Here is a 14,308-nt window from a genome sequence, read left to right as displayed (position 1 = left end):
ATAGTGTTTTTACAACAATTAGTTAACGGGTTAACCCTCGGTAGCTTATATGCTGTACTCGCTATTGGCTTAACACTTGTGTTCGGTGTTTTGAATATTATCAACATGGCTCACGGAGGCATCTTTATGATAGGTGCCTTCGTTGGTCTTTTTATGGTAACAATTTTTAACGTTAACATTTTTGTAGCCCTTATCGTAGCTATGGCAGTAGGCGCTATCCTCGGTTATCTTTTAGAATTTGTGGCCCTTCGTCCACTACGCAAGAAAAAGGTGTCTCACTTGGCACCACTTATTAGTACCATCGGTGTTTCTATCTTTATTGAAAGCTTGGCATTATTGCTTTGGGGCCCTCAAACAAGATCCTTCCCACCAGATTATATTGGTGGTCTCATCGACTTTGGGGCTTTTAAAATTTCTATGGTACAAATCATTGGTTTAGGTGTTTCTATCGTTTTAATGCTCATTTTAAATGTAGTCATTAAGAAAACTAAAATTGGTAAGGCCATTCGGGCCGTATCTATGAGTACTGAAACAGCTGCTCTTTTAGGTATTAATCCTACCATGATTATTTCTGTTACAGTAATGATTGCTTCTGCTCTAGGTGCAGCTGCAGGCGTATTAGTAGGCTTATCCTTTAATGCTATTGAACCTACTATGGGCGTTATCATCGGCTTTAAAGGTCTTGCAGTACTTATCTTAGGTGGTCTTGGCAATATTACTGGTGCTATGGTTGGTGGCTTTATCCTTGGTGTAGCAGAGGTATTCTCTGTTGCCTATGGTGCTTCTACATTCCGTGATGCCGTTGCCTTTGGCCTCATTATCTTATTATTGTTCTGGCGCCCTCAAGGCTTGTTTGGTTCTAAAGATAAAGGGGGTAGACCGTAATGGATTTATTAAACCCGTATTATCTACAGATCGTGATGTTCTTCATCATCAATGCCATCATGGGTATTTCTATTTACTGTACACTTGCTAGTGGTCAGCTCTCTCTTGGTGCGGCTGGTTTCATGAGTGTAGGTGCTTATGTAGGCGCTATGCTTTCTTTGAAAGCTGATTTGCCTATCGTTGTTGGCATTTTAGTAGGTGGCTTAGTGGCAAGTCTTGTAGCAGTTATCATTGGTTTACCAACAACACGACTTAAAGGCTTGTACCTTGCTATTTCAACCCTTGGTTTTGGTGAAGTAGTACGCGTTATTTTCTTGAACTTAGATGTTACAAATGGTGCCTTAGGTCTATCTGGTATCCCGTCCATTCCTCAAGAGTTAACGAACTACGCTTATGAATTCGATATGGATGGCCTAATGGGGCTTGATGCTGTTACATGGGGTAACTTGATAGCTATCATTATTTTGTTGGCTATTCTAGTTTTAATTATTGCTTTCTGTGTACGCATCAATAATAGCCGTGTTGGTCGAGCTTTTGCAGCGATCAAAGCTGATGATCATGCGGCAGAATTAATGGGGATTAACGTTGTTTACTACAAGATGATGGCTTTTATTATTGGCGCTTTCATTGCTGGTATCGGTGGCGGTTTGTATGCTCACATTACAAACTTCATTAATCCTACAGATTTCAGCTACCATAAAGTAGTACAAATCTTGTTATTCCCTGTATTTGGTGGCTCTAATGTAGTATGGGGTTCCGTACTCGGCTCCTTCATTCTTACATTGTTGCCAGAAGTATTGCGTTTCTTATCCGATTATCGAGATATCATTTATGGTGCTTTACTTGTCATCTTGATGGCTGTTCGTCCAGATGGTATTTTAACAGAATCTATGGTAGACAAAATTAGTCGCAAGTTAGGCTTTAAAAAGGCTCCATATATTCCAGAATCTCAAGTATTAACAGAACGTTTTGAAGCGTATAAACGCAAACAAGAAGAAAAACAAGGATAGGAGGGAACTGAATGCTATTAGAATTAAATGAAGTTAGTAAAAGCTTTGGTGGCGTTGCAGCTCTCACCGGTGTATCCTTTGGTGTTAAACAAGGAGAAGTGTTTGGTGTTATTGGTCCAAATGGTGCTGGTAAGACTACACTCTTCAACTTGATTACTGGTGTATTCCCAGCAAGCTCTGGAGAAATCGTTTTTGACGGTATGTCTATAGTAGGTATTAAACCTCATAGAACTGTTGAAATGGGGATTGCTCGTACGTTCCAAAACATTCGTCTTTTTGGTAATATGACAGCTCTTGAAACTGTTTTAACCGGTATGCATTGTCGTACTGGTTCTGGCTTCTTGTCTAGCTTTTTGAAAACAAAACGCCAACGTATCGAAGAAGAGCGTTGTCGTGGCATTGCTTACGAGTTTTTAAAGCTTGTAGGTCTTGAAGAAGATGCAGAAGAAGTTGCTACATCACTGCCATATGGTAAACAACGTCGCCTTGAAATTGCTCGTGCGTTAGCAACACATCCGCAATTGATCTTGCTCGATGAACCTGCGGCGGGTATGAACGATAGTGAAACTGAAGTGCTTCGCCAACTAATTGGTAAGATTCGTGACTTAGGTATTACTGTTGTCGTTATTGAACATGCCATGGAATTAATGATGAATATCTGTGATCGAATGGTAGTTCTTAATTTTGGTAAGAAAATTGCTGAAGGTACACCTCAAGAAATTCAAAATAATGAGGCTGTAATTGAAGCATACTTAGGTAAAGAGGAGGTGTAATATGTTAAAACTAGAAAACATTGTGGCTGGTTATGGACATATTACAGCCTTAAAAGACGTAAGCTTAGAAGTGCCACAAGGTTCTGTTGTATCTCTTATTGGTGCCAATGGTGCCGGTAAAACTACAACCATGAAGACAATCATGGGCCTTGTAAAACCAATATCTGGTCGAGTACTTTTTGAAGGTCAAGATATCACTGGTCGTCAAACTCACCAGATCGTACATGGCGGTATTTCCTTAGTTCCTGAAGGTCGTCAAATTTTACAAGATATGAGCGTTTATGAAAACTTAGAAATGGGCGCTTATATTCGTAAAGATAAGGAAATCGAAGAGGATATCAAAAAGGTATTTAAACGTTTCCCGATTCTTGATGAGCGTAGCTACCAATTAGGTGGTACTTTATCTGGTGGACAGCAACAAATGCTTGCTATTGGTCGTGCCCTTATGGCTCGTCCAAAATTGTTATTATTAGATGAACCATCTATGGGCCTTGCGCCATTGGTAGTTAATGAAATTTTTGAAACTATCAAAGAGATTAGTGCTGAAGGGACAACGGTTCTTTTAGTAGAACAAAATGTGCGCCAAGCATTAAAAATTGCTGATTACGCTTATGTATTGGAAACGGGCAAAATGGTCTTGTCTGGCCCAGCTGATGAAGTGCGCCATAATCCGCGCGTTATGGAAGCTTACTTAGGCGGTCGGGTTGAGTAATTACCCTTAAACAATATTATAATTATCTAAAATTTAAATAAGGTGTATATACTAGCTTGCTAGTATATACACCTTATTTTTTTAATTCATCAATAAAAGTGATGAGTGAGAGGTGAAAATGTGAATTGATAGTGAAATGACTTTACATATATTTAATTATTTTACTAAATTTTAATAAAAAACGGAGTGAATTATCTATGAAATGAGTAAAAAATCACTCATGAAAATTCCATGAAAATACTATGTTTACTGGGTTTGTTATTGAAAGTTTAATGAAGTTCACTCAGAATATCTTAGGTTTGTAGAAGTACATTTAAAAAAATGATAAAATAGCTTAACCGATTTTTTAGTATTTACAATACTAATAATCATGTGATGTATTGAGAATGTTGAATGTAGAACAAAGAGGTAAAGTATGAATAAAAAACAGTATGTGATGATGGCTGCATTCTTATGTGCAACGACAGCCGCTATGGCTGCACCAGTAAGTGTAACTACTGAACAGGGCTATAATACTAAAACTGTACAGTTGGAAGGTCATGCACCTTTGGAAACTAGTGCATCTGTAATTAGCTCTGACAAAGAGTATCGCCTACGTCAAGGGGATGAATTAACGATTCAAGTTGTACAACAAGCCGATCTTGGTACTCGTAATGGCAATGACATTATGTATTCAGTTCGTCCTGATGGCTATGTATCATTCCCAATGGTTGGTGCTGTAAAAGCAGATGGTTTAACTGTTGATGAGTTTACTGCTGAACTACAACAAGGTTTATCTCGATATATCATTAATCCAGATATTACTGTGAATGTTACAAAACTTGGTGGTGTACGAGTTTATGTATTTGGCGAAATTAATCGACCAGGTGCTTACACGCTAACAAAGTCTAGCACTGTTATTGATGCTATTGGTGCTGCAGGTAGCTTCAACTGGGATACAGCGAAGAAGAAAATTTACTTAATTCACCAAGATAATCCAGAAAAACCAATCCCAATTAATCTAAACCGCATCTTGCAAACAGGGGATATGTCTGAAAACTATATTATGAGAGAGGGCGATGTTCTTTACTTAACTAAAAACAGTCGTATTAACTTTGCTCGTGATATTGCTCCAATCTTAACTGGCGCTTATATGGTATCACGCATAGGTAAGGATTAAGGATAAGAATTATCTGTCATATAAGGGGGCGTTCTTTTGCGTTCATATTTATTACCAGCCATATTGTTTATTGCTGATATTGCAACTATTGTTATCGTTGCTTTTGTCAGTCTATTCATTCGATTTGATGGCTACATAGAATCTCAATATATTAATCAAATGGTAGATGCCTTACCGCTTCTACTAGTTTCATATATGTTGATGTTCTTGATTATGCATTTGTACACGCGTATTTGGCGCTATGCAGGGATGCGAGAGGTATTAGCAGTATTTGTCGCTACAACGGTAGGTACAGCTATCTTTTACTCTTCTATGTTTGTGTTCGGGAAATCATTACCAAGATCAATCTATTTTATTACATGGTTCCTTACAACTGGTGCAGTAGGTATGGGCCGCATGTTACTACATTATGTGGCGCTTCATTATAGCAGTGGGGATGATGGTGAAAGTGGCCAAGTAAATACACTGATCATTGGTGCTGGCGATGCAGGGGCTACTATTGCCCGTGAAATTGAACGTTATCATAAGCGGTCAAGAAGAATTGTAGGTTTTGTTGATGATGATATGTTTAAGCATAATCGTCTTATGAATGGCTTTAGAATTTTAGGTAATCGTGAAGATATTCCTATGTTGGCAGCTAAATATAAGATTGAAGAAATCATCATTGCCATGCCATCTGTTAAGCGTGATGTTATTCGAGAGATTATGGAAATTTGCTCCCCTCTTAAATGTAAGATCAACACATTGCCAGGGGTATACCAGTTGCTAGATGATGAAGTTCTTGTATCTCATCTACATCCTGTTTCCATTGAAGATTTATTAGAACGTGATGAAATTCATCTTGATACATCCAAGGTGGAACCGTACCTTAAGGATAAAGTAGTTCTCGTTACAGGCGCTGGTGGTTCTATCGGATCTGAAATTTGTCGCCAAGTGCTACGTGTAAAGCCTAAGAAATTATTATTACTCGGTCATGGTGAAAACAGCATTTATATTATCCACCAAGAATTGCGCAGTGTTGCGCCTGAAGGCACTTTAGTACCTATCATTGCAGATATTCGAGATAAGAATCAATTAGAACAAATCTTTAAAGATTATAATCCTGAGGTAGTATTCCATGCTGCAGCTCATAAGCATGTACCACTTATGGAAATTCAACCTATAGCGGCGGTGCTCAATAACATTTATGGGACTCGAAATGTAGCAGATGTAGCTGGTGCTCATGGAGTTGAACGATTTGTTATGATTTCTACGGATAAAGCAGTAAACCCTACTAGCGTTATGGGCGCCACTAAACGTGTGGCAGAGAAGATTGTACTAGGCATGAACCATAAATACGATACTAAGTTTATTACTGTTCGTTTTGGTAATGTACTTGGTAGCCGTGGTTCTGTTATTCCGTTATTCCGTAAACAAATTGAAGCAGGCGGTCCCGTTACTGTTACGGATCCAGAAATGACTCGCTATTTCATGACAATTCCAGAAGCAAGTCAATTAGTACTTCAAGCTGGTGCTATGGGTAATGGGGGCGAAGTATTCCTCTTAGATATGGGGGAACCAGTTAAGATTGTAGATTTAGCTAAAAATATGATTCGTCTTTCTGGCTTTGAGCCAAATAAGGATATTCGTATTGAATTTACTGGTTTGCGTCCTGGTGAAAAATTGTACGAAGAGTTATTAACTGCTGAAGAAGGCACGAATACAACGACACATAAGAAAATCTTTGAAGCTGCTTTAGAAGATGTTGACCAAGAATGGTTAGGCCAACAAATCGAGCGCTTTGAAACATGTAAAACTGATATGGATGTCATTAATGTATTGAAGGATATCGTTCCTACATACCATCCAAATCATAATGTGTAAATTATTAGTATCTTAGATATTGCTTTTATTTACATTTCTAAATCTTTCTAGTACTAAATTATATTTACTTACACTGTGCTTTGCTTGAGAGGGCGAGACACAGTTCATAATCCTTAGAGGGAGAGACCCTGTTGTTTGTATACTTTCACAGAAAGGGGTATATGGGTGGAACAAATTATTGATTTAAAAGAGGTTGGTAAAGTCCTCGTTAAAAAGCGCCGTAAAATCATCAACGTTACGGTAGCCTGCATGGTACTAGGTGGCGCTTATGGTTTCCTAGCGCCAGCTACATATCAATCTACATCTATGTTGCGCATTAAACAGGCCCAAGGTTTAAGCAATTCTGTATTATCTAGCTCCAATGGCTATTCTGACTCTATGTCTCGTCAATTGATGAACACAGATGCAGAAATCTTAAAAAGCCGTAATGTAGTAGAACCAGTGATTGCTGCTATTGAAGATCCTGAAGGTACAGGTAATGCGCCTACCTACGAGGAATTTGTAAAAACGCGCATTGAAACAAAACCGTATAAGGAAACTGAGTTATTACAAGTGAGTGTAACAGGGAAAAGTCCTGAACAAGCTCAAGAAGCTAATAAATTGCTAATCGATAACTTCTTGAAGCGCCTTGCTGAAATCTCTCATGTTGAACAACGAGCTACTCGTGAATTCTTACAAAAACGTGTTGTAACTGCTAAAACTGAATTAGAACAAGCAGAAAAGAAATTACAACAATTCCAAGTTGATAACAAGGTATACTCTACAGCTGATCAAATGAAAGGCTTAACAGATAAGATTACCCTTATCGACCGTGAAAAAGCGCAAAATCAACTTGATTTAGAAACGGCGCAAGCTGCACTAGGCAGTATCAATGAACAATTGGGTTCTGCCGGTAAAAGTATTGCTGACAGTGCAACAGTTCAAGCTTATAAAGGTCAATTAGCGAATCTTGAATCTCGTAAGGCTTCTTATGTTGGTAAATATACTGATGAACATCCTGCGATGAAAGAAATTAACCAACAAATTGAAGAAGCTAAGAGTGGTCTAAATGCTGAAATTAATGCTATTGCGTCTCAACAAGCACCTTCTAGCAACTCTGCACAACAAGGTTTGTTAGCTGATAAGTTTAGAAATGAAGCCGCTCTTGCAGTAGCTCAAGGTAAACAATCTACATTAGCTGAACTTGATAAAGCAAACGAAGAAGCTATGAAAGGCTTGCCTGAAAAAGAACGTGGCTATATCCAAGCAAAACGTGATGTAGATGTGGCACAAGATATCTACCAAATGTTATCTACTCGCTTAGAAGAAGCGAAGGTAGCAGAGGTGATGGTGCCAAATGAAGTTCAAATCGTAGATGCGCCTACATTGCCAGAAAAGGCAATTGCTCCGCGTAAGGTTCTCATCCTATTAGGCTCTGCAATTTTAGGTCTCATCCTCGGTTGCCTCTACACATTGGGTCAATTCTTCTGTAATCGCAAAGTTCAATCTGTACAAGAAATCAACGATGTTCTTGGCATTGAAAACTTAGGTGTCATTCCAAATCATGATGAAAAAGAATACGAAGAACCTAGTAATCGTATTGTAGCATTGTTACGCAAAGTGAGAGGTTAATATGATCAGACTAATTTCTAATGAACGTGGTGATACAGCACTCGTAGAAGCATATCGTACATTGCGTAGCAATTTACAATATGTATGTAATCAACAAAAATGTAAGCTTATTTGTATTACAGCTGCTACTAGTGGTGAAGGTACTTCTGAAGTAGCTGCTAATACTGCATTAGCATTATCTAAAAACAATAATAAAGTATTACTGATTGATGGTAATTTACGCAATCCTGTACAGCACTTAGCCTTTAATGTACAAAATAAAGGTCTTACTAATGCAGTAATGATGGATGAAGATTTGACGATTCATCGTAATGTTCAACCTCATTTAGATATATTGACTGCAGGTGAAGTAGTTCAGCATCCTTCTGAAGTAGTAGACTCTAGCAAATTGCCAACAATTTTAGATTATGTACGCGATGAATATGATGTGGTTATCATTGATACGCCACCAGTATTATCCGTTACTGACGCTATTGTATTAGCTGAAAAATCCGACGGTGTTATGTTCGTTGTTAGAAACGAAGTAGCTAGCCCTAAAGATTTGATAGAAGCTAAAAAACGCCTTACTCAAGTAGGCATTTCTCTATTAGGTTCCATCGTAATTGATGCCTAATATAGGTAATTTAATTTGTAATCTAATAGATTCATCAAGCGTATCAATATGGTACAGAAAGCATTGAGGTGATATATATGAAAATTAATTTTTCTCCTCCCGATATTACTGAGTTAGAAATTAACGAAGTCATTGAAGCTTTGAAAAGTGGGTGGATTACGACAGGTCCTCGTACTAAAGAGCTAGAGAAAAAGATTGCCGAACAGTTAGGCACACCTAAATCTGTTTGCTTAAATTCTGCTACTGCAGCGCTTGAAATGTCTCTACGCGTATTAGGTATTGGACCTGGTGATGAAGTCATTACGAGTGCTTATTCCTATACGGCTAGTGCAAGCCCTGTAGTTCACGTAGGTGCTAACTTAGTACTTGTAGATACACAAAAGGACTCTTTTGAAATGGATTACGATGCAGTAGCTCGTGCCATCACTCCAAAGACAAAGGCTATTATCCCTGTTGATATAGCTGGTGTTCCTTGTGACTATGAGCGTTTGCGCTCCATTGTAGAAGAAAAGAAATCTCTCTTTACACCAGCTAATGATATTCAAAAAGCATTAGGTCATATTCCAATTGTAGCGGATTGTGCTCATTCCTTTGGTGCAACCTATAAAGGTGTGCATACAGGCAATGTAGCTGACTTCAGTAGTTTCTCCTTCCATGCAGTAAAAAACTTTACTACTGCCGAAGGTGGCTGCGCTACATGGCGCCACATTGAGGGCTACGATGACGAAGCTATTTATAAACAATTCCAATTGCTATCTTTGCATGGTCAAGATAAGGATGCTCTTGCAAAAACTAAAGCTGGCGCATGGGAATACGACATTAAAGGCACATATTATAAATGTAATATGACAGATATTATGGCTGCCATTGGTTTGGCTCAATTTGAAAGATATCCAAAATTGTTATCACGTCGTAAGGAAATTATCGAAGCTTATGATGCAGGTTTGAAAGATTTACCTGTTACATTATTAAGTCATTATAACGATGATCATCAAAGTAGTGGTCACTTGTACTTAGTTCGCTTAGATGGACGTGATGCAGAATACCGCAACAAAGTAATCGAAGCTATGGCTGAAGCTGGCATTGCCACAAATGTGCATTATAAACCAATTCCTATGCATACGGCGTACAAGAATTTAGGTTTCACTATTGATGACTATCCAAATGCTTATGATCAATTTAAAAATGAGATTACATTGCCACTTCATACTTTGTTAACAGATGAAGAAGTGCAATATGTCATTGAAACATTTAAAAGGATTATTACCGAATGTTAGTAAAAAACTTTCACGATCTACCCCAAGAGTTACAGTGTGAAGAGGTACGCCCGTACTTTGAAGTATTAAATCAAAGACGAACAAGCCTTCTATGCAAAAGTATTTTTGACCGCGTTATGGCGGCTGGTATGCTCATTACATTGAGTCCTGTATTTCTTGTGTTAGCTATCATGATTAAACGAGATAGTGAAGGTGAGGTTTTCTTCCGCCAAACTCGGGTGACACAATATGGTCGCACCTTTGGTATCTATAAATTCCGTACTATGGTCAAAAATGCTGAATCTCTTGGTGCTCAAGTAACATCACAAAATGATATGAGGGTAACTAAGGTGGGCAATATGCTTCGTAGCTGTCGCCTTGATGAATTGCCACAACTTATCAATATTCTATTAGGGGATATGAGTTTTGTAGGCACAAGACCAGAGGTACCGCGTTATGTGGCGGCTTATACGAATGAGATGAAAGCTACTTTATTAATACCGGCTGGTGTAACGAGTGTAGCTAGTATTGCCTATAAGGATGAAGATCAGCTTTTACAAAATGCTCAAAATGTAGATGAAGTTTACATCAATGAGGTATTACCAGGCAAGATGGCTTGGAATTTGAAGAGTATTAAGGAATTTTCTTTTTTACAAGATATAAAAACGATGATTGATACAGTATTAGCTGTATTACGTTAAGCGAGGTCCCTATGAGTACATCTATGACAAAGGAAATACAAGAGAAAGAGCTCACTATGTTGCTGTACTTTAAAGAGTTCTGCGACAAACATAATTTGCGCTTTTATCTTTGTGGCGGTGGTCTCATTGGGGCTATACGTCATAATGGTTTTATCCCTTGGGATGATGACTTAGATCTCTTCATGCCTCGTCCTGACTATGAAAAGCTAGCAGAGTTGTGGCCCAAATATGCTGATACAGAACGTTACACCTATTGTCGTACGGATCGTCACCATATTTATCACGATGCAGGTGCTTCTATTCGTGATAACAACACGACTTTTATTAATCGTCACAGTATGCACGAAGATATTTGTCATGGTTTAGCTTTAGAGATTATGCCTATTGATGGCTGTGCACCTGGTAAAATCAGCCGTGCTTTACAATTAATGTGGGCCATGACCTTTGCACTCTTTAATGCACAACGGTTGCCGGATAATAAGGGTCCTATGTATCGTACCTTAGCAGGCTGTATTTATAAGGTCTTTTCTAGTCAGTCCGTGCGCTATCATATTTGGCGTTTTGCGGAAAAGCAAATGACTAAATATGATTTCAACACAAGTAAGGAATGTACTGAGTTAATCGGTAGCTTAAAGGGCATGAAGCTTAGACATCCTCAAGAGGATTTTGCGTCTGTCGTTTATAAAGACTTTGAAGGACATCAAATACCTGTTATGAAAGGGTATGAGAGATATTTACGTCTCATTTGGGGCGATTATATGCAATTACCACCTGTTGAGCAACGTGTAGCAAAACACGATGCCGCCTTTGCTGATTTGCATACGCCTTACAAAAAATATAGAGGCATTCATTATGCCCAAAATAAAGCTCAATCATAAGGAGGGCCTATGAAACGAATAGCAGTAATCTTTGCGGGTGGCGTAGGCGCTCGTATGAAGAACAGCAAAACGCCGAAACAATTTTTAGAATGGAACGGTAGACCTATTTTAATTCAAACCTTAGATGTTTTTGAACAAACAGAGGCTATTGATGGTATTGTTCTAGCTTGCAAAGCCGAATGGATTGATCATACAAAACAACTTATTGAAAAGGCAAATTTACAAAAGGTTTTGTCCATTGTACCCGGCGGTGAAAGTGCTCTTGGCTCCCAATATAATGGGTTAGTTGAGGCTAAGCGTCTATTCCCAGATGAAGATGTGACGGTTTTAATTCATGATGGCGTTCGTCCCCTTGTAGATAGTGCCACTATTGAACGAAATATTGAATCTGTTGAATCTAAAGGTTCTGCTATTACGGTTACTCCAGCTATCGAAACGATTATGGTTACACAAGATGGTTCCATTAATCGTATTTTGAATCGCAATGAATGTCTGATGGCTAAGGCTCCACAGAGCTTTAGATTAGATGATATTTTATCTGTTCATAATCGAGCAAAAGACGATGGAATCCATGATTTCATTGATTCTGCTTCAATGATGATGCATTATGGTTACACTTTATACCCTGTACTAGGGGAAACTGAAAATATAAAAATTACAACACCATCTGATTATTATATGTTTACGGGGATTATTAAAAACCGTGAACTAGGAGGATTAGAAGATGAGTAATTCCGTTATCCAACGTGAGTTAACGGCTTTAGTACATGAAGAAAAGTACTTTGATTTCCTCCGTCATCAACGCGTTCTTGTAACGGGTGCAACAGGGCTTATTGGCTCTATGTTTATTAAACTACTCATACTTGCTAATGAAGCTTATGGCTTGGATTTAAAAGTGCTTGGTCATGTACGTAGCCATGATAAAGCACAAACTATTTTTGGTGAGTATTTAGATAATGAATCATTTACTATTATTGATGGCTCATTAGACTCTATCGATACGCCATGTGACTATATCTTACATGGTGCGGCACCAACACAATCTAAATTTTTTGTGGAACATCCAGTAGAAACAATTCGTACCTCAATTCATGGTACAGAGGCTATGCTTGAGCTAAGCCGTCATAAAAAGGTAAAGAAACTTGTTTACCTTTCCAGTATGGAACAATATGGCGTTCCTTATGAATCAGGTCAAGTGATGACTGAGGAACGCTTAGGTTATCTTGATCACCTAAATGTACGTAGTTCCTATTCTGAAAGCAAACGACTCTGCGAATGTTATTGCAAGTCTTATGCAGTGGAGTATGGCGTTCCTGCTGTTATAGCTCGACTAGCTCAAACATTTGGACCAGGTGTTCCAGTATCTGATAACCGCGTGTTCATGCAGTTTACTAAGAGTGCTCTCAAGCATGAAGATATTGTTCTTCATACAAAGGGCGATTCCATGTCTAATTACTGCTATATTACAGATGCTTTAACAGGTATCTTAACCCTTATGAAATTGGGGGAAGCGGGAGAAGCATACAATATATGTCATGATGAAGAAACTCGTTCTATTGCTAGTATCGCTCATTTGGTAGCGACGCATGTAAGCAATGATAAGAGTAAGGTTATCTTTGATATTCCGGAAGATGTGCAAGGTCTTGGGTATGCTCCAACAGTTCACATGTTCTTAAGTTCTAAGAAGTTAAAATCCTTAGGTTGGCAGCCTAAGGTATCAATGGCACAAGCCTATGTAAGACTAGCAGAATATATCCAAGAGGAAGGCTTATGAAAAAGGAAATAATTATTGTCACCATCTCCCTTGGCAATGATGGGGCTGAACGAATTTTAACAGAGTTAGCTCGTCAATGGGTACATGATGGTCACCATATTACGGTTATCCAAACAAGCCCTAATCGATATGGTAACGAATATGCTTTAGAGGAAGGGATTGAACAAATCCAAATTCATACTACTAGCTCCAATAAAGTCATTCGTTTTATGCAAGAAATAAAAGAACTAATCAAGATCTTAAAGACTAGACCCAATGCGACATGCTTATCGTTCTTGTCTGCATCCAGTTTTATCTTGGCTATTAGTTCTTGGTTCGTAAACAATCGCATCGTTTTTTCTGAGCGCAATAATCCGCGCAAAGTACCAATTGGTTGGCATCAACAAGCATTGCGTAATTTTGCCTTTCGATTTGCTGATGCACTAGTATTCCAAACGGAAGACGCTCGTTCGTATTTCCCAGAATCGGTTCAAAAACGTGGTGTTATCATTCCAAATCCTATTAATGGTAAATTGCCACCGCCAATTGAGGGAGAGCGAGAAAAGACAATTGTTACAGCCTGTCGATTGCATCCTCAAAAAAACTTACCTATGATGATCAATGCTTTTAGCATGTTAGCAGATGAGTTTCCAGAGTATAAACTTGTCATCTATGGTCAAGGTGTTTTAGAAGATGAATTACGAGCTCAAATTAAATCTCTTAATTTAGAGGATCGAATTTTATTACCGGGCTTTGCTAGTAATATTTTAGAAAAAGTAGCGCCTTGTTCTATGTTTGTGTCTTCCTCTGATTTTGAAGGTATTTCAAACTCTATGCTAGAAGCACTCGGCATGGGATTGCCTGCAGTCGTTACTGATTGCCCTGTAGGCGGTGCTCGTATGGTAATCAAAAGTGGAGAGAATGGTATTCTTGTGCCTGTAGGTGATACACAGGCCATGTATGAAGCTATGCGCAGTATCTTAAAAGATCCATCACTAGCTGCTAAGCTTTCACAAGAAGCCATCAAAGTACGCGATGAATTCCCATTGTGGAAAATCGCAAAACGTTGGTTAGAAGTTTTATGAGTTATAAGG

Annotated in this window: 14 protein-coding genes; all 14 read left to right on the top strand. The window is 38.5% G+C overall.

Annotated elements, in window-relative coordinates; all coding sequences use genetic code 11:
- Window positions 1-3: 3 nt before the first annotated feature.
- The 14 genes from RYM16_RS04685 to RYM16_RS04620 all read left to right on the top strand — a co-directional run bounded on the left by RYM16_RS04685 (window position 4) and on the right by RYM16_RS04620 (window position 14,299).
- The gene (locus tag RYM16_RS04685) at window positions 4-885 is read left to right on the top strand and encodes a branched-chain amino acid ABC transporter permease (RefSeq protein WP_296004775.1); all 882 of its coding nucleotides are present in this window, start codon (window positions 4-6) and stop codon (window positions 883-885) included.
- Window positions 885-1,895: a branched-chain amino acid ABC transporter permease gene (locus RYM16_RS04680; RefSeq protein ID WP_314982615.1), complete on the top strand. Its 1,011-nt coding sequence runs from the start codon at window positions 885-887 to the stop codon at window positions 1,893-1,895. The genes RYM16_RS04685 and RYM16_RS04680 overlap by 1 nt, the downstream gene beginning before the upstream one ends.
- A gap of 11 nt (window positions 1,896-1,906) precedes the next feature.
- Window positions 1,907-2,668 (top strand): ABC transporter ATP-binding protein, encoded by a 762-nt coding sequence (locus RYM16_RS04675; RefSeq protein WP_314726234.1) that lies wholly within the window; start codon window positions 1,907-1,909, stop codon window positions 2,666-2,668.
- Between the two features lies 1 nt (window position 2,669).
- Window positions 2,670-3,380 carry an ABC transporter ATP-binding protein gene (locus RYM16_RS04670; protein ID WP_314982613.1) on the top strand — a complete coding sequence of 237 codons (711 nt, stop codon included), beginning with the start codon at window positions 2,670-2,672 and terminating at the stop codon, window positions 3,378-3,380.
- 415 nt (window positions 3,381-3,795) lie between these two features.
- A complete protein-coding gene (locus tag RYM16_RS04665) occupies window positions 3,796-4,539 on the top strand; it encodes a polysaccharide biosynthesis/export family protein (RefSeq protein ID WP_314982611.1) in 744 nt (247 codons plus the stop codon).
- A 36-nt stretch (window positions 4,540-4,575) separates the two neighbouring features.
- Complete coding sequence (locus tag RYM16_RS04660; protein WP_314982608.1) at window positions 4,576-6,402, top strand: nucleoside-diphosphate sugar epimerase/dehydratase; 1,827 nt, start codon at window positions 4,576-4,578, stop codon at window positions 6,400-6,402.
- A 165-nt stretch (window positions 6,403-6,567) separates the two neighbouring features.
- Window positions 6,568-8,013 carry a GumC family protein gene (locus RYM16_RS04655; protein WP_314982606.1) on the top strand — a complete coding sequence of 482 codons (1,446 nt, stop codon included), beginning with the start codon at window positions 6,568-6,570 and terminating at the stop codon, window positions 8,011-8,013.
- Window position 8,014: 1 nt separating this feature from the next.
- Window positions 8,015-8,626, top strand: coding sequence for a CpsD/CapB family tyrosine-protein kinase (locus tag RYM16_RS04650; protein WP_314982605.1), 612 nt, complete (start codon window positions 8,015-8,017; stop codon window positions 8,624-8,626).
- A gap of 77 nt (window positions 8,627-8,703) precedes the next feature.
- Window positions 8,704-9,903, top strand: a complete 1,200-nt coding sequence (locus RYM16_RS04645) for a DegT/DnrJ/EryC1/StrS family aminotransferase (RefSeq protein WP_314982603.1) — start codon at window positions 8,704-8,706, stop codon at window positions 9,901-9,903.
- Window positions 9,897-10,583, top strand: coding sequence for a sugar transferase (locus RYM16_RS04640; protein WP_314982601.1), 687 nt, complete (start codon window positions 9,897-9,899; stop codon window positions 10,581-10,583). The genes RYM16_RS04645 and RYM16_RS04640 overlap by 7 nt, the downstream gene beginning before the upstream one ends.
- 11 nt (window positions 10,584-10,594) lie before the next feature.
- On the top strand, window positions 10,595-11,461 hold the full coding sequence (locus RYM16_RS04635; RefSeq protein WP_314982599.1) for a LicD family protein: 867 nt from the start codon (window positions 10,595-10,597) through the stop codon (window positions 11,459-11,461).
- Window positions 11,462-11,470: 9 nt separating this feature from the next.
- Window positions 11,471-12,193: a 2-C-methyl-D-erythritol 4-phosphate cytidylyltransferase gene (locus RYM16_RS04630; protein ID WP_296003978.1), complete on the top strand. Its 723-nt coding sequence runs from the start codon at window positions 11,471-11,473 to the stop codon at window positions 12,191-12,193.
- Complete coding sequence (locus RYM16_RS04625) at window positions 12,186-13,235, top strand: NAD-dependent epimerase/dehydratase family protein (RefSeq protein WP_314982597.1); 1,050 nt, start codon at window positions 12,186-12,188, stop codon at window positions 13,233-13,235. The genes RYM16_RS04630 and RYM16_RS04625 overlap by 8 nt, the downstream gene beginning before the upstream one ends.
- Window positions 13,232-14,299, top strand: coding sequence for a glycosyltransferase (locus tag RYM16_RS04620; RefSeq protein ID WP_314982595.1), 1,068 nt, complete (start codon window positions 13,232-13,234; stop codon window positions 14,297-14,299). The genes RYM16_RS04625 and RYM16_RS04620 overlap by 4 nt, the downstream gene beginning before the upstream one ends.
- Window positions 14,300-14,308 lie beyond the last annotated feature (9 nt).

It is taken from the genome of uncultured Veillonella sp., assembly GCF_963524655.1.
In the GTDB taxonomy this organism is placed as follows: domain Bacteria; phylum Bacillota; class Negativicutes; order Veillonellales; family Veillonellaceae; genus Veillonella.
This window is presented reverse-complemented; position numbering and strand designations above follow the sequence as displayed.